Here is a 19,656-nt window from a genome sequence, read left to right as displayed (position 1 = left end):
GGGGAATTTCACTAAAATTTATTTATGATAGACAATATTATGAATTTATTATTTAGGTTTGTTGAAAAGGACGCGTTATGAGTGAGACTGTTGTTTCCAGGAAAAGAGACGGATTTGCGGGCCAGCAAGCCATTGTGCTACCGAAAAGTGTGGTTGACATTTGCTCGGAAACCGCACCGATTAATGCCATGTTCGTCACCGATATGGGATTTTATCCAAAAGCCCAGTTTCACTACCGACAGCGCCTGGACGGTGTCCCTGAAAACATCCTTATTTACTGTGTAGACGGAAAAGGCTGGGCGCAAATGCCGGATAAGGGGATTGTGCCCATTAGTACCGGAGAATTTCTGATCATCCCGACCGGGACACCTCACCGGTATGGAGCCGATGAGGCACACCCGTGGAGTATTTTCTGGATGCATATTAAGGGCGAGCAAGCGACTGCGATTGCCAAATTGATGATGGATTCGGGGAAGAGCCATATCAATGCGGTGCCTTATGATGAAGAGCGCGTCCGGTTGTTTGATGATATGTACTACGCGCTGGAAAAAGGATATGGGCTGGACAATCTTATTTATGTGAACATGACGCTCTGGCGGTTCCTGGTGTCATTTATTCAGAGTGATAAGTTTACTTTGACAAGGAAAACGATTGACAAGGACGCCATCAGCAAGACCATTGATTACATGCAGGAGCATCTCGATGCTACTTTAAAACTGGATGATTTTGCTGCCTATGTCAACATTTCGCCATCCCACTATTCCGCGCTTTTTAAGAAAAAAACAGGTTACGCTCCGATTGAATATTTCAATCATTTGAAAATTCAGAAAGCATGTCAGTACCTGCAATTTACAGATCTACGGATTGGTGAAATCGCGCAGAAAGTCGGGATCAGTGATCAATACTATTTTTCCCGGCTTTTCAGGAACATTATGGAATGCCCGCCGATTGAATACAGAAAGAAACGGTTACTGATCGAAGATAATTTTGCTGCGCGACAGGTATAAAAGTTCTTTATTTAATAAAAACCTTGTCAATATCAGACTCTGAAATTTCTACTGATGGGTTGAATTTTTTGCTGTTCAAATAGTTAAACAAACTGTATCGCAGCTGCCGCGCTGAATGTCTTTCACCAAGATCGGATTCCAGGTCTGCGCTGCAAATCAATAACTTTCCATTGCCCATTTTTGCCTCAAATAACAGCCCCAGTTTTCTGTTCTCAAACCAGGTATCTATCGGTTGAATCAACGGTTTTAAATTCGGGTCAAATTCGCCTAACATCATTGCCTGAGAATGGCTTACGATTTCCTGCCATTGATAGTCGCTGTGGAAGTCGGTCGGGAAGTTTCCAAACAATGGATGCTTGGGATCAAGCAGCAAGCCCAATGTGTGGGGGCCTTGCCCTTTTGTCCAGGATGTGTTCCAGAAAATGCTTGAAAAGCCAATCTTAATGTCGCCACCTTGCTCTTTTTTTACCTTTCCAAATGCTTCGAAATACACTGTTGCGCCATTTTTGATCTGATCCAGCACTTCACGGGTTAGCGATTTGACCACCAGTACCTTGTCCGTGTTTTCAGCCACTTTGTCCGGGTACACCCAGACATTCCAGCTGTTGTAAATGGATGTGCCTTTTAATTGAATTTTCAAGGTAAGTCGTTGTGCACGCTTGAAATTGGCCAATGGAAACGTAATCGAGCCAATGGACTGCGCATTATCGATCAGCACACGGTCTTTCCGAATCTCGCCACTCTTTTGCGTTTTGCCGGTTTCGTCTATAATGCTCCAAATTAAAGTCTGATTCGTCAATTGGTTCGCTCCGAAATGAGCAATTTCGAGATCTGCTTTGAATGTGTCGGACGATGTGAAGAGCAACTTGTTCATTTTGGCCAGCAGGACAGTTTCGTTGCAAAAAGTCCTGTATTCTTCCGGGGTAATGTATCCTTTGGACTGCCAAAATGCATCCAATACGCCCACCAATGCAGTTCCCTGGCCTGGGAAATCGTGTAAGCCCAAAAGTTGAAACCCTGCAAAGCCTGGCGTGCGTAGCGCAGCCTCGATGTCAGCTTTATAACAAAGTGCTTGCAGCTTGCCTGATGACATCAAAAAGGGTTTCGCCAGGTTTCCCATTCCATTCTTTTGCAGACTTTCTTTAAAAATCTCAAAATTCCCTGCCCTCGTTACCCCAGTGTATTTTGCGATCTCGTCGAAATTCGGATATGCACACCATTGCCCGATTTCATGGCTGACGTAAGGCCGGTGGTGCGATTTTATGATCTCCCGCCAGTCGTAAGCCGTATTCGGAGTTCCTTTGTTGATAATGCTGGTTAGCTCTTCTCCCCACCGCTGGATCCGCGCATCAGAATGAATGTCAAAATCATTTTCGGGAATAGAAGGCCACCCGGCGGCGCTGGTATATAGTCTCCGGCTGTCATATTGTTTGAAAAAATTCACATACCTGCCCAGAAATGCCTCCTGATCAGCACCCGCAGGCTCGTTACCATAGGACATAAAGCAAAATGACGGGTGATTGCCATATTCTGCGATGATCCGCAGAGATTCGTCGTAGATAAATCGATCAATGATACCGTCCGTTCCGACGGCACTTCCCTGGTTAGCCCACAGTGGCGCTTCTACATACAGATACAATCCAAGCCTGTCCGCCACTCTGAATGCTGCGTCAGGAGGGCACCAGGAGTGAAACCTGAGGTGATTGAGGCCATAATCTTTTGCAGTTTTCATGATCGTTTCCCATTCCTGCTCAGAAGTCGGAGGGAAGCCGGTCAATGGGAATGCGGCACAATCGACGTCACCTCTCAGGAAAACTGGCCTGCCATTCACTGTTATCCGCGTGTCTTTTTTACCAAGTTCCCGCAAACCGAAAGTATGCTGCTGATCCGAAACAAGTTGTCCATCCTTACTTTTAAGTTGAACAGACATCGTATATAGATTCGGCGAAAATTCGTCCCAGAGTTTTGCATTGTCAATCTTGTAACTAGCGAAAAGCGTGGTGGTGTCATTGGTCAGCCGCACCGGAAACTCAACGATTTTACCGTTTTCGCCCACTTTAATGGCAAGAGTACCTTCAAAAACCCGGTTTCGGTCCTGACGAACTTTAATGATCGTGTTCACTTTGCCAGCCGCAATGTCGGAATGGATCTGAACGTCGTCAATATAGGTACGATCAGATACCTGCAAAGACATACCGCCTATCAATCCATTCCAGTTGGTCTGGGTGTGGTCGGATACGCTGTGAGAATTCGGGCCAACATTTATTTTAATTCTGTTATCAACCCTGATCACTATGGAATTGCGTCCTGCCTTTAAATAAGGCGTAACATCAAACCGGTGCGGCGCTACCAGGCTATTTCTTGCTCCGCAGAATGTACCATTAATGTATACTGACGTTTCCCAGTGGCACCTTTCGAGATTAAGCGTGATCTTTTGTTTTAACCATTTTTCAGGGACGTCGATGCTTCGTTTGTACCATGCGGGGCCGACGTAGTATCGCGTCGGATTCAGCCAAAACGGCACTTTTACATGTCCTTCTCTATAAGTTTTATATTTGTCCGATCTGAAAAAAGTACTATCTATCAAATCGCCCGTCCAGGGTGTATTCACGCTGATCGTATCTCCAATACCGTTGGACGTAAGCGATCCGGGCAATTTTACTTTGTCAGGATAAGCTGCATTCCAGTAGTGGCTACGCACACCTTTGTCAGTCGGATCCAAAAGAAGCGCCCAGTCGCCCTGCAAAGAAATGGTAGATTGGGCTGATGAACTGAAATGTCCGGTAATGATCAGAAAAAGCAGGCCAGTCAAAAGCGATAATGTACTTAGTCGTTGCATAAAAAATCAAATACGGTTAAAAGCGCAAGTACTTACATTTTCCGTCCGCACTCAATGGATAGCAATCGGAATTTCATGGATTATTCTGTTTTATTCCAATATTAAATGGAGTTAAAGCCATAGGAGTATAGTTCATCATTTCGATAAGTTAGTCCATTCTGTAATTCAAATCAAAAGGGCATTTTTGCATATTAATGCGTTTATAAAAACTGATATGATCGACAAGCCAATACAATACAATGGTGGTTACGTTTTGGGCATTTCGCTTATTTCCGCACTGGGGGGCTATCTTTTTGGATTTGACTTCGCTGTAATCTCCGGTGCGCTGCCATTTCTCAGAGCCGAATTTCTGCTTGATGTATGGTGGGAGGGTTTTCTGACCGGCTCACTCGCACTGGGTTGTATGCTGGGCTGCATGGTTGCGGGTAAAATGGCGGACCTGTATGGCCGCAAACCAGGACTGGTACTCGCGGCAGCGATATTTGCGCTGTCGTCCATTGGTATGGCTTTGTCCGGCAATCTGTCGGTGTTCATTATCATGCGGTTCGCAGCGGGTATAGGCGTGGGGATGGCGTCCATGCTCAGTCCCATGTACATTGCGGAGGTATCGCCTGCGGAGATGCGCGGCCGTAATGTATCCATTAATCAGCTGACGATTGTTTTCGGGATTCTGATTACCAATTTGATCAATTATATGCTGGCCGACACCGGGCCCGATGCCTGGCGCTGGATGTTTGGCCTGGGCGCTGTACCTGCCGTTCTGTTTCTGATCGGAGTCATATGGCTTCCTGAAAGTCCTCGCTGGCTTATGAAGGCGGGTCAGCATGAAAAAGCGAACCGGGTACTGGCGAAAATTGGCAATGAACATTTTGTTGAAATGACCCAGGCAGCGATCCAAAAAACATTGGTAGCGGCGCCGAAAGCTTCTTATGCCGATGTATTTCAAAAAACTGTAAGACCTGCGTTGCTCGTGGGGATCACGCTGGCAGTATTCCAGCAGCTGTGCGGGATTAATGTGGTCTTCAATTATACCTCCACCATATTCGAATCCGTTGGCGCGGACCTGGATCGTCAGCTTTTTGAAACGGTGGCCATTGGTGTCGTAAACCTTGTTTTTACCCTTGTAGCCATGTGGCAGGTGGATAAATTGGGCAGGCGGCCGCTCATGCTCATCGGTTCGCTCGGGCTTGCGGTCACTTATCTGGTTCTCGCATTTGTTTTGCAAAACGGCGCATCAGCGGGCATTGTATCGCTACTGGTCCTGGCGGCAATCGCTTTGTATGCCACCTCACTGGCGCCTGTGACCTGGGTTTTGATCACCGAAATATTTCCGAACAGCATTAGAGGCGTCGGTATTTCCATTGCGACAGTATCTCTCTGGGGCGCTTATTTCGTGCTGGTTTTTACATTTCCTGTACTTGCAAAAACTCTGGGCGCATACGGGCCTTTTTATCTCTACGCCGCCATTTGCCTCCTTGGTTTTGTGTTCATCAAAGCGAAAGTAACCGAGACAAAAGGGCAGACATTGGAGAATCTGGAAGAAAGTTATATCAAACATTAATCAAATTATCACGGTAATGAATAACGTCGAGATTTGGGAGGCAAAAGTCACCATTCCTACTTATGAGGTTGGTGAGCCTGAGAAAAATCCCATGTTTTTTGAGAAAAGAGTATACCAGGGAAGCAGCGGCGTGGTTTACCCGAATCCGGTGATCGAAAAAATATCTGATACCAAAATTGAAAAGGAGTATACCGGTCTTTTTCTTGAAAACAAGTATCTGAAAATCATGATCTTGCCCGAGCTGGGTGGTCGTGTTCAGATGGCTTATGACAAACTCAAACAAAGGCATTTTGTTTATTATAATCAGGTAATCAAGCCAGCTTTAGTAGGTCTTACGGGGCCGTGGATTTCCGGCGGCATCGAGTTCAACTGGCCGCAGCACCACCGTCCGTCCACTTTTGAAAACGTGGATTACCGCATTGAAGAGAATGCTGACGGCAGTAAAACGGTTTGGGTGAATGAGATCGAGAAGATGTTCAGGACAAAAGGAATGGCTGGTTTTACACTATATCCCAATCATGCCTACCTGGAAATCAAAGCCCAGCTTTACAATCGCAGCACGCTGCCACAGACATTTTTATGGTGGGCAAATCCGGCCGTGAAAGTGAATGACGACTATCAGTCTGTGTTCCCGTCCGACGTCAATGCCGTTTTTGATCATGGAAAAAGGGATGTGTCCACTTTCCCGATAGCCACCGGTACCTACTATAAAGTGGATTATTCTCCCGGTACTGATATTTCGCGGTACAAAAACATACCGGTGCCTACCTCCTACATGGCCATTAATTCCGACTATGATTTTGTAGGAGGTTATGAGCACGATGCCAGGGCCGGGTTGCTGCACGTTGCCAACCACCATGTATCGCCGGGGAAAAAGCAATGGACATGGGGCCACGGTGATTTCGGGCAGGCGTGGGACCGCAACCTTACCGATGAGGACGGGCCTTACATTGAGCTTATGACCGGCATGTTTACCGACAATCAGCCTGATTTTACATGGCTGATGCCTAATGAAGAAAAGTCATTTACACAGTATTTTCTTCCTTATCACGAACTCGGAGTGGTCAAAAACGCCACGAAGGATATATTGATAAGTCTGGAAACCGAAGCTTCGGAGGTCAAAATTCAGGTACTGGTCACGTCCGATCAGGAAAATCTGCGCATTAAATTGGCGCAGGGTTCTGAGGTTATTTTTGAAATCCAAACCAATATCACGCCAGAGCAGATCTTTGAACACACATTAATCCTACCCGCTCACATTGATCCTGCCCAACTTTCGCTGGCGGTTTATGATCAGTCAGGAAAAGAGAAAATCCGCTTTGAGCCTTCTGTTAACCGTAAAAACGAAGTTCCCAGTCCCGCAGCTGCCCCGGCTGCTCCGGCAGAGGTAGAAAGTAATGAGCAGCTTTTCCTTATTGGTCACCATTTGGAGCAATACCGGCATGCTACTTACAGCCCGGTACCCTATTATGAGGAGGCGCTTCGCCGCGATCCTTCCGACATTCGAAACAACAATGCATTGGGTGCCTGGTACCTCAGAAGAGGACAGTTCGCGAAGAGTGAGGTATATTTTCAAAAAGCGATTGAAAGCGCAACCAGCCGCAACCCAAATCCCTATGACGGCGAGGCTTATTATAATCTGGGTATTTGTTTGTTGTTCCAAGACAAAACGGACAATGCTTATAAGGCGTTTTACAAAGCGGCCTGGTCTTCGGCCTGGCAGGATGCGGCTTATCTGTCTCTTGCACAGATAGATGTGAAACGGGGAGACTATGAACTTGCGCTGGAACACATTTGCTTTTCGCTTGATCGTAATGCACGCAGCAGCAAGGCATATGTAGTGAAATCGGCGATTTTAAGGAAACTAGAACGCTTCCGGGAGGCTGCTGCCGTGTGTGAAGAAGCGATACGCAGAGATGGGTTTAATCTGGCTGCCAGGTACGAGCTTGTTCAAACCGAGCAGGCCTTGAATGGTGCTGCCGAAGACCTTTCTCAAATTGAAAAACTGGCAAGAAACGATGATAATAACTACATCGAGTATGCATTGGATTACTTCTGGGCGGGCTTATACGGGGAAGCGCTGGACTTTCTAACCCTTGCAGAAAAATCGGGCTCGGGCAACCCAATGGTGTATTACCATTTGGCACACATTCATAAAGCTATGGGCAATGGCGAGCTGGCGAGTGGTTATCTTGCGAAAGCAGCAGCTCAGAAGCCGGAATATTGTTTCCCGAATAAACTGGAAGACATTCTGGTTTTAAGGTCCGCCATTGAAAATAATCCGTTGGACGGTTATGCGCCGTATTATCTGGGGAACCTGTTTTACGACAAACGGCAATATGCCGAGGCGATCACGTTGTGGGAGCAAGCCATTAAGATCAATCCTGACTTTCCCACGGCATTGCGAAACCTGGGTATAGCTGTTTTCAATAAACGCAATGATGCGTCGCTGGCAGTGGCGTATTTTGAAAAAGCTTTCGCCCTCGATCCCAACGATGCGCGTATATTGATGGAGGTTAATCAGCTGTATCTGCGGCTGAACAAGTCGCCGGAAGAGAGGCTGAGCTTTTTAATGCAGCACGCTGATACGGCCGCCAAAAGGGATGACCTGTATCTTGAAATCGCTGCGTTACGCAATTTGACAGGAGAACATGCCACAGCATTAAACCTCATTGAAAACCGCAAATTTCACCCTTGGGAGGGTGGGGAAGGGAAAGTTTCAGGTCAGTACGTACTTGCATTGGTAGGTCTCGCGCAGGAAAACCTGACCAATGGTAATTATCAGCAAGCGATAGCGCAACTCACAGCAGCTCAGACGTTACCTCACAACCTGGGAGAGGGAAAGCTGCCGGACGCGCCTGAGAATGATATTTTCTACTGGTTGGGATGTGCCTATGAAGCATTGAATGAGCCTGATATTGCAGCAGTGTGCTTTAAAAAGGCCACGAGAGGTATTAGTGAACCATCGGCAGCCATATTTTATAATGATCAGCAGCCCGACAAAATATTCTACCAGGGACTTGCATGGAAGAAGCTCGGACAGGCGGAGATGGCGGTGGCAATTTTTAAAAAACTGATCGGGTATGGCGACGCGCATCAGGACGATCAGGTCGTACTGGACTATTTCGCGGTATCCCTCCCGGATTTATTGATTTTTGATTCAGACCTGAACGTGCTTAACCAGATCCATTGTCTCTATATCAAAGCGCTAGGCTATCTCGGTTTGGAGAATTATCAGATGGCGGACGATTTGTTCAGAAAAGTGCTCGCTAAGGATCAGGCACATGCCGGTGCGATCATTCATTTGGGACTGATCAGAAAAACGCAGGCTATCGGGTAGACGGTGACGTCAATTCGCCACAAACAAAAGAGCCTTGAAATTTACGTTCCAAGGCTCTTTCCAGTCTTACTTCATGATCACAATTTCCAGCCTGGTCTCTCAAAGTGGCAGGTATATCCTCCCGGGTGTTTTTGCAAATAATCCTGGTGTTCGACTTCTGCATTCCAGAAATCAGTGGCAGGTACTACTTCGGTGACGATTTTGCCTGGCCATACACCCGAAGCTTCCATCTCGGCGATCAATGTATCCGCAACTTCCTTTTGGTTTTCGTCCAAATAAAAGATAGCAGACCGGTAGGAAGTTCCAATGTCGTTTCCCTGACGGTTTCGTGTAGTCGGATCGTGGATTTGAAAGAAATATTCAAGGAGTCCGCGATAGGTTAATTGGGCAGGATCGAACACGATCTCAATACCTTCTGCATGCGTTCCGTGATTCCGGTAAGTAGCATTTGGCACATCTCCGCCTGTGTATCCCACTACCGTTGAAATAACGCCGGGCTGATGTCTGAAAAGTTCTTCTACTCCCCAAAAGCAACCACCTGCCAAAATGGCTTTTTCAGTATTCATATAGTTTGTTTTAATGTATTAATCCCATTGTAAAAATTCCATGCCCTCAAATTACGGCCGCTTACGAGATACTAGTAAAACCAGCGGGCTTTGTAAACGTGAAGATCGGGGAAAGCCATTCTTCTCGCTGGGTTTTTGAAATTAACATGAAAAGTCCACCAGCTTTCTTCCGGATAAGTGTAGATGTACTGCGAAGATTGATCCAGGCCCAAACTTTTGATATTCTCCCGATCCGGGAAATCCTTTATTTTTTCAAATTTCTGGCTTTGAAGATCGAATATCCAGGCACCGTGGTGCTCGGTCACAAACAATTGATTATTGTTCGGTGACATCAGCAATTCATGCCCGCCAATACCCGGGATTTTCCAGTGTCGCGTGAGATCCAGTCTGTTGCCTGAAATTTTATATTCCCTCAAAACCTCGTATCCGAGCGTGTAAAGACGCTTGCGGGTGTCGTCCCAAACGGTTCCGTGAGCCGAATAGAGCGTATCGGTGAATACCGGCTCATTTCCTTTGGTCATATCAAAAAGCACGATCTTGTTCCCGGTTGTTGCGGTGGAGGCAGCAGCTACCAGTTTATTGTCGGGTAATAGGGCAATGGAATGTGCATTGGGTACTTCTGCGTAAAATCCTACTTTTTTGGTAGCAATATCAACAATGGCTATCGCGCCGGAGGACGAGGATAGTAACACCTTTTTTCCGTTTGCGATAGCTTTGCAGTCGTCCATCGTTTTAAATTTCGTAGTCCGGTAGCTTTCCGGAATGTCCACCGCCTGTCGCGCGTCCCACGACCATATCACCGCAGGAATACTGTCTTTCGACTGGTTGTAATCTACTATCAGCACCTGGCTGTCTCCGCATACGAGGAAGGATTTGAGCGGGATCGTCTGCGCATTGCCGGAAAAAGGGGCGCAGAATGTGCTCAGTAGGAATGAAACAACCGGGATCAGGAATAACTTTTTCATGTTTTGGATAAATTCTATTGCCGTAAATTGTTGTGGGTCAAATACTAAATTATTTATGTACTAAGCTCTCTTGCGAAATGTTGTCGGACTGCTGCCCGTATATTTTCTGAATTGTTTACAAAGGTGGCTTTCATCCGTATAGCCAAATTCATCTGCAATTTCGGTAAGGGTAAGCTGGCTGTAAAGCAGGCGTGCTTCAATGAGTTTGATCTTGTGCCGGATAATGTACTGTTTGAGCGGTTCGCCGGTTTGTTTTTTGAAAAACAGGCTGATATAGGCAGGTGCATAATTGAATGTACTGGCCAAATGCTCAATACTCAGGTCTTCCGGTTGGTAAATATGTTGCCTTATGTACATCAGGATTGCTTCTATCGAATCTTTTAAAACGGGCCTTGCCGGTGTCTGACTGAACAGGTTCCGGGCCAGAATGACCAGCATGCTGCGCATCAGGCTGTCGCGGATCATTTCAAAATATGGGGACTGATCATTGGCATATTCCGCCTCCATCACGTGAAGTAAATGGTGCAGTTTCTGCTTCTCCTGCTTGTCCGCCACAATGGAACCACGGCTCTGGGACGAAGTATTGAGCAATGTCCGGATGACAGGCTGCCAGGGCCGGTCCTTGTCGCCCGGATATTCCTTGTGGATCGACTCATTGAAACGGACAAAGCAAAATTCAGTGGGGTCCCCGATATCAAAATGATGAAAATCCTCAGGCCCTAAAAGAAAAACATCCCCCTCGTTATACTGGAATGCATTGCCATTGATATGATGGATACCATTTCCACGGAGTATAAAAATAATCTCGAAATAGGTATGCTTATGGACCGAATGCGTCCAGGTGCTGGTCTCGAAATGATAAATGCTAAAAGGAGTATGCAGTATGTATCGTTTCATCGGGATTGGTCGTGGTCATAAACCTACCGATAAATAATGGTTTTTTACAATGAGATCATCTGTGAGGCCTCCTATTTTTGTTTCCTGTACCTGGCATACTGTTTGAATACAGGTTAATTTGAAGATAATGAACCACTCTGATGGATTTTATTTCAAATAAGATGAGCGCCCGAATGCAACGGAAATATACCCAAAACCTGTACCGGTTATTCGCTGCTAAACATCATTTTTAACTCAATTTTAAACGACAGAAACAATGAAGGATCAATCACGAAGAAATTTTGTCAAAAGCAGCGTGGCTGCCGGACTGGGTATCCAGCTATCCAATGAGTCAGCTCCGAAGGACATATTCATCCACCACGTATTGTTTTATCTGAAGAACGCGGGCAATGCTGCCGACAAGGACAAATTGCTCGAAGGCCTGAACAAGCTGGCCAAATGCCCGACTATCAAGATGGTACATATAGGCACGCCCGCCGCGACAAACCGTGAAGTGATCAACAGGGATTATGTGTACTCATGGCTATGCTTCTTCGATAGTCCGGCCGACGAAGAGCTGTACCAAAAGCATCCTATCCACGATGATTTCAGAAATAACTACTCGCACTTGTGGGAAAAGGTCGTGATTTATGATTCGGTTGGACCAAAGCGGTAAACCGAACGTATCCGCCAATTATTTCTCGGGATCATTTTTCCTTTTTGAATGCGACGGCTTCAATTTCCACCAGATAATCAGGGTTAGCGAGGCCAGCAACAACGATTCCGGAAATGATTGGGGGATTACTTAATTTTTTCAAGAACCCCTGGGCCCCTTCAAAACCCTTCAAGACATCCTGCCCCTGGACAATGTAAATTGTCAGTTTAAAGAGGTCGTCCAGCGACGCATCGCAAGCGTCCAGGGCGATTTCAATGTTTTTTAGAATGTATTCCGTTTGTTTAGCGATATCGCCTTTCTCGATTATTTTCAGGTCTTTGGTGATGGCATTTTGCCCGCCGATGTAAATGGTGCTGCCGTTTCCCCTGGTAACCGCGATCTGAGTGAACGCGGGATTTTTCAGGAGCTCATCCGGATTCAGAAACTCTACGCCTGATTTCATATCTCAATTATTTTATGGTGTTGTTGATAAAGTTACACTAGCCACAAAATAGAAGAGTATCGTTTACGGTAGACTAAAAGTAAATACATGGTCTCAGAAAGTCAATTTTCACTCCTCGTAATTTGAGGCTGAACTTCTACATTGGCGCGTATCGTTGCCATCATAAATCACCAAAACATTGTCTTTTTTGTAAAATATCAAGTTCTAATATGGGGATTTTTCTTTCTGCTTGTCTGTAAGATGATTTGTTACGAATTACTTCTTACTAAAAGCACGTTTTATGAAAAGATCAATCCGAATGATGATCCTGTTGATTGCACTGACAGGAGCCCTGAATTTTGTAGCCAAAGCACAGACTTACAACTGGAAACCGGTACGGATCGGCGGTGGCGGTAATGTGACGAGTATCAAAGCGCATCCCAAAGTGCCCAATCTCTATTTTATTACTACGGATGTAGGCACACCTTACCGCTGGAACCATGCTGCCCAGAAATGGGAAGACTTGATGTGGTACAACAAAATACCGACGAACTACTGGAACTGGGAAGCAGCCGCCAAATGCGGGGACCTTGCTTTTGATCCCAGCGATGCCACCGGAAATATTCTTTACGCAACGCATCAGACAGGAATGGGTACAGTTCCCGGAGGAGGCACTTCCCCGGGAACCGTCATGAAGTCGGTGGACCGGGGGGCTACCTGGACAGACAGCCAGCTTCGGATCACAGTTCTGCCTAATAGTGACCAGACTTTCACGGACCGTGTGGCAGTTGATCCAAACAATAGTAATGTAGTGTATGTCACAAGCCGGGCGAATGGTACCTATAAAAGTACAGCCGCAGGAGCGGTAGGTTCATGGACGAAGGTGAACACTACTTTGCCGGATTCAGTGTCGGGCAGGTTTATCTTTTTTGACAAAAGCGGCGGTGTGGTCAATGGCGTCACCCGAAACATTTTTCTCGGCGGCAAGGCCGGCGTATATCGCAGTACAGACGGAGGAAATACTTTTGCATTGATGGCTGGAAGTCCGGCCGAACCAAGGCGTGCCAGCATCGCCGATGACGGTACTTTTTTTGTGAGCCGGTTACCATCAGCCAGTTATCGCCCATTGGGAGGTTTTACATTGCATAAATGGAATGGAAGCAGCTGGATTGATATTACACCGGTTGCCGGTAAAGAATTTAGCAGCGTAGGCGTCAACCCTGCCAATAGTAATGAAGTGGTCGTAGCAACCACCGGCTCCTGGAACCACGATGTCGCTTACCGCAGCATTTCGGGCGGAAGCCAGGGTAGCTGGACGTCGATGGTACCGGCAACACGGGATGTCTCCGAAGCGCCGCATTCGGCAGGAAACGGGGCCGACGGAAATATCGGTCATAATGTCAATGGTTTCGCGTGGGATCCCTTCAATGCAGGTCATGTCTGGTTTACGGATATGCTTGATGTTGGACAAACGACCAATGTCTGGGAGAGTCGGGTTACCTGGAAATTACGGGATAACGGATTGGAAGAAATTGTGGTGGCCGGGCCAATGGTTTGTCCGCCTTCGGGCCCTAACTATCTCGTTTCTACAACAGGCGATGTAGGCGGTTTCGACCACAAATCACTGGATTCACCCCCCGCAAAAGGAATATCCGCCTGGTTTGCAACCCAAACCGGGTGCAACACATCCGGAGGCGCCATTCAGTATTCAGACCCGAATTTTATAGCGCGCGTAGGAAGCGATGGCTGGAATGGTCCGGGCATAGGAGGCTATTCAACCAATGGCGGAGATTCTTACCTGAAATTTCCTTCCATTCCGGGAGCAAGGGGCAGGATCGCCGTTTCTGCTACCAGCCGGAACATGGTCTGGGTCACGCAAGGCGGCTTGACTTATCGTTCCGATAACCTGGGTACGAGCTGGACGGCCTGTAACGGCGTTCCCAATGCGGTTTTAAAGCCAGGCGATATTTACCAGATCTGGGCCGGAATGCAGCCGTTGGCAGCTGATAAGGTGAATGGTAATGTCTTTTATATTTATGCCAGTGGTAAGATTTATAAGAGCACCGATGGCGGGGTTAATTTCGCTCCAACTGCGGCGACTAATTTGCCAAACGTTGGCAACGTGGCGCAGATGAACCTTGAAACCACACCGGGCAAGGAAGGCGATATCTGGATAGCATTCTCCGGTGACGGCCTGTTCCACTCTACTGATGGTGGCCAGAGTTTTACCAAAGTGAACCCCGATGTTATTAAAAAACCGAAATGGGTTGCAGTCGGTAAGGCAGATACTACGGCATCTTCCAACCCGGTGATCTATGTTAGTTCGGAAGGCACTGCGATGAACGGTGTTTCATACGGAGTTTTCAGGTCCGACGATAATGGCGCTACCTGGACGACGATCGTTAACCCGGTTCCGGGCATTGTGAGTAACATGACGGCCGATTTGCACGGCAGGGTATATCTCGGAATCGGGGGCAATGGCATTTTTGTGGGCGAACCCGCAGGCGGACCGGTTGTTTCTGTGGCCGTAACGCCCGCTGCCGACTCTGTTATCGTAGGTTTTACGAAACAATTAAAAGCCACGCTTACCCCTGCTTACCCTACCAACAATGCAATCAGCTGGGCGTCATCTGACCCGGCAATTGCAACAGTTAATGCAACCGGACTCGTAACCGGAGTCGCCCCAGGCGTTGCTACCATTACAGTGACGACACAAGACGGTGGAAAAACTGCCCAAAGCAGCATCAAGGTTACACCCACTATTGGTGTGACTGGTGTAACGCTCGACCCGGCCATCTCAATGGGATTAGGTACCAGCAAAAATCTCACCGCAACGGTGCTTCCTGCCGACGCAACAAACAAAAAGGTGAGCTGGGCTTCAACAGACACTACCGTAGCCAGGATCAATTCCAGCGGACTGGTGACCGGTTTCAAGCTGGGTACGACTACCATTACCGTCACCACGGAAGATGGGGCAAAAACAGCGACATCCCTTTTGACGGTCGGAACTGTTGTTGTCGCGAATAACTGCGGCGGCCCTACGATTGGAAATTTTGTTGCTGATTCACCGCAGTCGGGGTACCAGTGGACAATATCTACACCAACAGCTATTGATTTAAGCGGCGTAGGTACTCCGGCTCCGGCAGATGCATACAGGTCACAGCGCAACGGCGGCCAGCCGCTTGTTTACTCCTATGGAAACCTGGTACCCAACAGCTTGTATGTTGTGAGGCTTCATTTTGCTGAAATTACGACAGGGATTACTGCGGGAAAGAGAAAATTTAATGTGACGGTCGGTGCAGATACATTGCTTAAAAACTTTGATATTATCGCGCAGGCCGGTGGAAGATACAAAGGCATTGTCAGGGAATTTGCGGTCCGGTCAAATGCCTCAGGGGTGCTCAATGTTGTTTTCAGGCCCATACCGAATTTTGATTATGCTGCCGTCAATGCCATTGAAGTGGGACTTACACCAGTTACTTCGGTTGCTGTAAACCCCTCCACCGCTGCTGTCGGTGTAGGCGACACGACCCGCTTGGCGGCCACCATAATGCCCGTCAACGCCACCAATCAAAAGGTCGTTTGGAGTTCCTCGAATACATCTGTCGTAAGTGTGGACGGAACAGGACTGGTAAGGGGCGTATCTCCCGGTACTGCCACCATTACCGTTACCACTAACGAGGGCCAGAAAACGGCTTCATCCACTGTAACTGCCTCCAATATTGACGTAAGCGGCGTTACGGTGTCACCTACGACCTCCGTTGGCGTGAATAACTCCGTCACCCTTGTCGCAACTGTACAGCCTGCCAATGCTACCAATAAAACACTGGCATGGTCAACGTCCGATGCAGGCATTGTTTCGGTCAGCCAAAGTGGCGTATTAACGGGCGTTTCGCCTGGAACTGCAACCGTTACAGTCACGACGCAGGATGGAGCCAAAACTGCAAGCAGCGTGGTCACGGTTTCCAATGTTTTGATCACATCCGTTACATTAAACAAACCGTCAGCGACTGTTGGTGTAGGGGACACAACTTCCATTAAGGCAGCGATAGCCCCGCTCAATGCAAGCAACAAAACGGTGGTATGGAGTTCATCCGATCCATCTGTGGCCACTGTGAATGCAACCGGGATTGTAACGGCTGTTGCTGTCGGTAATGCTACTATTAATGCCACAGCACAAGATGCAGGCGGTGTTTCCTCCGGTTCGGCGGTGACGGTCGTCAGTGCAGGTGCATGTGGTGTGCTTACCAACAATGGTTTTGAAAGTGGATTTGTAAACTGGATCAGGAACCCGAATGCTACCGTTGCCACCATTGGGATCTCGGCTCAGAGCGGATTGAAGAGTGCTGTCATTACCGCCGATGGCGGAGCGATTAATTACGGGAAGACAATTACCGTAACCGGAGGCAGGGAAATCACTTTTGAGCTCTGGGCCAAAGTGGAGGGAACACCTAATCCCGCCAATGCCTCTCAATTGATCATGCCTTATTGGGCCGGTATCGGGATTGATTTTTATGATGCGCAGGGAGCGAAAATTGCCAGCGGTACTACCCAGTTCCAGGCTTATCCATCAGCAACGCCGACTGTATTTACCAAGTATTCGGTCACAAAGTTGGCACCTGAGAACGCCGCAACGATCGGTTTTTGGGCGTCAAAAGCGGGTCCGAGCGGAAAGCTGATACTGGACGAGTTCTGTCTGACTATCGCAGCTCCTCCTATGGTTGCACAAACGCTTTCTATGGATAGTTTGATGCACAAAACTGTGGGTGATGCCGACTTTGATCCAGGTGCTGTGGCATCGTCGGGTTTGCCGGTAAATTATGGAAGTTCGGACACAACAGTGGCGATTATCTCGAATGGAAAAGTACATATCGTTGCACCAGGGACTACTGTGATCACTGCTTCTCAGAACGGGAATGAAGCATATAGCCCCGCTCAGCCGTCGAGCCGTATACTGGTAGTGTCATCCGGTTTGAAAGTGCTTTCTAAGGATGGCGACAATGGCCAGGTCAATAACAATACCGTCAAACCATACCTGACCATTGCCAACGAAAGCACTGTGGCGGTTCCGTACAGCGAACTTACCGCGCGCTACTGGGTTACTGCCGAGAATTATGCAGGTATTAACAAATGGGTCGATTTTGCCGAAATGGGCAACGGCAAGGTTTCGATGAACTATGTGGAACTGCCCAAACCGCGCGATGGCGCATTAGGTTACGTGGAGGTTGCATTTAATGCATCAGCCGGTAATTTGAATGCAGGTGCCAATTCGGGCGCCATCCAAACCAGGTTTGCCAACGTGAATTGGGCCGATCTTTCGGAAAGTGATGATTATTCTTTCAAAAGTGGTTCCGCTTACGTTGTGAATGACCATATCACTTTGTATCGCAACGGAAAACTCTGGTGGGGCGTTGAGCCAGATACAACAGCTGCGGTTATGGATCTGAAAGTTTATTCAGAAAACAAAAATACCAATGCAGCGCCAACCTCGCTGAGCACGTGGATCAAGGTGGAGAATAAAGGTAATGTACCGGTCGACTATGCCGATCTCGCGATCCGCTATTGGTTCACATCGGATGGTAACGCCAGTCTCAACCATTGGATCGACTTCGCTGCACTGGGTGCTGCAAACGTGAGCGGCCAGTTCACGGGTAATCAGCAGAAAGTCAACGCGGATACCTATTTTGAACTGAAAGGCGCGCCGTCGCTAGGGAAACTGTATCCTCTGAGCGGCACAGGTAATATTCAGTACAGGATCGCCAAGGCGAATTGGTCTGTATTTGATGAAACGAATGATTATTCCTTCAAAGCCGCCGCCCCGTTTGCTGAAAACAGTAAGATTACTGTCTACTACAAAGGGCAACTTGTGTACGGCCAGGAACCGGCAGCTCAGGCTAATGGAAGGTTTGGTGTAATCGAAAATGAAATAGCGCCAGCCAAACTGACTGCGACGCTGATGGGAAATCCGGTAAGCAGCGACCAGGCCGAGGTTGTCATAACCGGCGCCAACGCATTGCCGCTCCAAGTGACGGTTACCGACTTGAATGGCCGTTCATTATTCAGCAAATCGATCCCCAAACCAGCCGACCAGGAGCGACACACATTGCCGCTCGGCAAAACCGCAGGGCTTTACCTGATCAAGATAGGTTCCACGCGGGAGGTGGTTGTGTTGAAGGTTGTGAAACCTTAATTGTTAAAACACCCGCTAGCGCCAATCCCGTAGAGATGCAATATCGGCGGCCGCCGATTGCATCCCTACGGGATTATTATCATTTCGACCTGTTGCCGGTACCTTTAGCCCAGGGCTTCAGCCCTGGGCTAAAGCATCTCCAAATCTGAATGTAGGGCTTTAGCCAAAGCCGTTCGAGCTCAATGACGGGCTAGGGGATGGCGTGACACACGTTCTTTGGCTAAGGCCGGTCTTGGTTTCCTTAGGGTTCTGGTACCCAAGGCTGAAGCCTTGGGTTACGGGGCTTCCTCTAGCCACGCTAGGCGTCTATCGAGATTTTGATTTTGGGGGTAATAAATCCATAGATGAGCAATAGCGCCCACCACCCATGGCCTCAGCCCTGCGAGCATCCCCAAACTTTTAATTGAATTATTTTCTGAAAAAAAAATATTATTTATAGTATGGGGATGAGGCTTGCGGACTTGTCTGTGTGAGAGAACTGCAAATATGCAGCTGGGTTAATGAAACGATATGGCTATTAATTCTATCAAAAAACTACCGTCCCCATCAGCCGAAAAAGACAGCATCGATTTGTCTGTGCAGGATAACGGATCAACGATGCTCGACGACGAATACCTGATCCGCAAGACGTTCAGCCAGGACCCGCAAAAAGGGTGCGAGCTGCTATTCCGAAAGTATTACACCAATTTATGCAACCACGCAATCCGGTTTGTCCATTCCAGTGAGGTGGCGGAAGACATTGTTTCAGAGGTATTTGCGGCGTTTTGGCAAAGCCGGACTTTTGAACTGATCAACACTTCGTACCGCGCTTATCTGTACAAATCTGTCCGGAACCGGTCCTACAACTATCTGAAATGGGACCTGAACCGCACGTCCCCAATGGAGGTGATGACCACACCTTTCGCCGCCCACGCGCTCAACCCGTGTGAAGCATTGCAGTACAGCGAATTGCACCAGCAGGTCGAGCGCATTGTACAAGACATGCCCCCGCAATGCAGGAAGGCCTATTTGCTCAAACGCGTTGAAGGTAAATCGCTCGAAGAAATTGCGGCTGAGCTTCAGATCACCCCAAAATCTGTGGAAGCGCTCATCACCCGGGCCATTGCGAGACTACGCAATGGGCTGAAAGACAGCTGGTTCATATGCCTCGCGCTGATGCTTTCAATTAAAATATAAACCCGGCATGGGGTTAGGAACACCGTACTTGTCTATCCG

At 47.8% G+C, this 19,656-nt stretch carries 11 protein-coding genes; 6 read left to right on the top strand and 5 right to left on the bottom strand.

What is annotated here, in order from left to right:
* The first annotated feature begins 77 nt into the window (after nt 1–77).
* A complete protein-coding gene (locus ON006_RS12535) occupies nt 78–1,007 on the top strand; it encodes an AraC family transcriptional regulator (RefSeq protein WP_244820131.1) in 930 nt (309 codons plus the stop codon).
* 7 nt (nt 1,008–1,014) lie between these two features.
* Here ON006_RS12535 and ON006_RS12530 read toward each other — a convergent pair whose 3' ends face one another.
* Complete coding sequence (locus ON006_RS12530) at nt 1,015–3,846, bottom strand: DUF8487 domain-containing protein (RefSeq protein WP_244820130.1); 2,832 nt, start codon at nt 3,844–3,846, stop codon at nt 1,015–1,017.
* A gap of 214 nt (nt 3,847–4,060) precedes the next feature.
* Here ON006_RS12530 and ON006_RS12525 point away from each other — a divergent pair, with 214 nt between their 5' ends.
* Both ON006_RS12525 and ON006_RS12520 read left to right on the top strand, forming a co-directional pair.
* The gene (locus ON006_RS12525) at nt 4,061–5,407 is read left to right on the top strand and encodes a sugar porter family MFS transporter (RefSeq protein WP_244820129.1); all 1,347 of its coding nucleotides are present in this window, start codon (nt 4,061–4,063) and stop codon (nt 5,405–5,407) included.
* A gap of 16 nt (nt 5,408–5,423) precedes the next feature.
* Nucleotides 5,424–8,747, top strand: coding sequence for a tetratricopeptide repeat protein (locus tag ON006_RS12520; RefSeq protein WP_244820128.1), 3,324 nt, complete (start codon nt 5,424–5,426; stop codon nt 8,745–8,747).
* Between the two features lie 77 nt (nt 8,748–8,824).
* Here the strand turns inward: ON006_RS12520 and msrA are convergent, their stop codons facing one another.
* From msrA to ON006_RS12505, 3 genes are all read right to left on the bottom strand, one after another.
* Nucleotides 8,825–9,313, bottom strand: coding sequence for a peptide-methionine (S)-S-oxide reductase MsrA (msrA, locus tag ON006_RS12515; RefSeq protein ID WP_244820127.1), 489 nt, complete (start codon nt 9,311–9,313; stop codon nt 8,825–8,827).
* 71 nt (nt 9,314–9,384) lie between these two features.
* Entirely contained in the window at nt 9,385–10,278 is an 894-nt protein-coding gene (locus ON006_RS12510; RefSeq protein WP_244820126.1) for a DUF6528 family protein, read from the bottom strand.
* Between the two features lie 60 nt (nt 10,279–10,338).
* On the bottom strand, nt 10,339–11,175 hold the full coding sequence (locus ON006_RS12505; RefSeq protein ID WP_244820125.1) for a helix-turn-helix domain-containing protein: 837 nt from the start codon (nt 11,173–11,175) through the stop codon (nt 10,339–10,341).
* 256 nt (nt 11,176–11,431) lie between these two features.
* Between ON006_RS12505 and ON006_RS12500 the strand changes: the two genes are divergently transcribed.
* A complete protein-coding gene (locus ON006_RS12500) occupies nt 11,432–11,830 on the top strand; it encodes a Dabb family protein (RefSeq protein WP_244820124.1) in 399 nt (132 codons plus the stop codon).
* 31 nt (nt 11,831–11,861) lie between these two features.
* Here the strand turns inward: ON006_RS12500 and ON006_RS12495 are convergent, their stop codons facing one another.
* On the bottom strand, nt 11,862–12,272 hold the full coding sequence (locus ON006_RS12495; protein WP_244820123.1) for a RidA family protein: 411 nt from the start codon (nt 12,270–12,272) through the stop codon (nt 11,862–11,864).
* Between the two features lie 280 nt (nt 12,273–12,552).
* On the opposite strand from ON006_RS12495, the gene ON006_RS12490 reads away from it, so the two are divergent.
* The gene (locus tag ON006_RS12490) at nt 12,553–18,441 is read left to right on the top strand and encodes an Ig-like domain-containing protein (RefSeq protein WP_244820122.1); all 5,889 of its coding nucleotides are present in this window, start codon (nt 12,553–12,555) and stop codon (nt 18,439–18,441) included.
* A 510-nt stretch (nt 18,442–18,951) separates the two neighbouring features.
* The gene (locus ON006_RS12485) at nt 18,952–19,617 is read left to right on the top strand and encodes an RNA polymerase sigma-70 factor (RefSeq protein WP_244820121.1); all 666 of its coding nucleotides are present in this window, start codon (nt 18,952–18,954) and stop codon (nt 19,615–19,617) included.
* Nucleotides 19,618–19,656: the final 39 nt, after the last annotated feature.

Source organism: Dyadobacter pollutisoli (assembly GCF_026625565.1).
Classification (GTDB): domain Bacteria; phylum Bacteroidota; class Bacteroidia; order Cytophagales; family Spirosomataceae; genus Dyadobacter; species Dyadobacter pollutisoli.
Note: the sequence above shows the minus strand (reverse complement) of the source record. Positions and strands in the feature narration are given on the sequence as shown.

Bases quoted from the DNA above. Each gene is read 5' to 3' on its own strand.
- ON006_RS12535 (WP_244820131.1), top strand. From the start codon at position 78: ATGAGTGAGACTGTTGTTTCCAGGAAAAGAGACGGATTTGCGGGCCAG.
- ON006_RS12530 (WP_244820130.1), bottom strand. From the start codon at position 3,846: ATGCAACGACTAAGTACATTATCGCTTTTGACTGGCCTGCTTTTTCTG.
- ON006_RS12525 (WP_244820129.1), top strand. From the start codon at position 4,061: ATGATCGACAAGCCAATACAATACAATGGTGGTTACGTTTTGGGCATT.
- ON006_RS12520 (WP_244820128.1), top strand. From the start codon at position 5,424: ATGAATAACGTCGAGATTTGGGAGGCAAAAGTCACCATTCCTACTTAT.
- msrA (WP_244820127.1), bottom strand. From the start codon at position 9,313: ATGAATACTGAAAAAGCCATTTTGGCAGGTGGTTGCTTTTGGGGAGTA.
- ON006_RS12510 (WP_244820126.1), bottom strand. From the start codon at position 10,278: ATGAAAAAGTTATTCCTGATCCCGGTTGTTTCATTCCTACTGAGCACA.
- ON006_RS12505 (WP_244820125.1), bottom strand. From the start codon at position 11,175: ATGAAACGATACATACTGCATACTCCTTTTAGCATTTATCATTTCGAG.
- ON006_RS12500 (WP_244820124.1), top strand. From the start codon at position 11,432: ATGAAGGATCAATCACGAAGAAATTTTGTCAAAAGCAGCGTGGCTGCC.
- ON006_RS12495 (WP_244820123.1), bottom strand. From the start codon at position 12,272: ATGAAATCAGGCGTAGAGTTTCTGAATCCGGATGAGCTCCTGAAAAAT.
- ON006_RS12490 (WP_244820122.1), top strand. From the start codon at position 12,553: ATGAAAAGATCAATCCGAATGATGATCCTGTTGATTGCACTGACAGGA.
- ON006_RS12485 (WP_244820121.1), top strand. From the start codon at position 18,952: ATGGCTATTAATTCTATCAAAAAACTACCGTCCCCATCAGCCGAAAAA.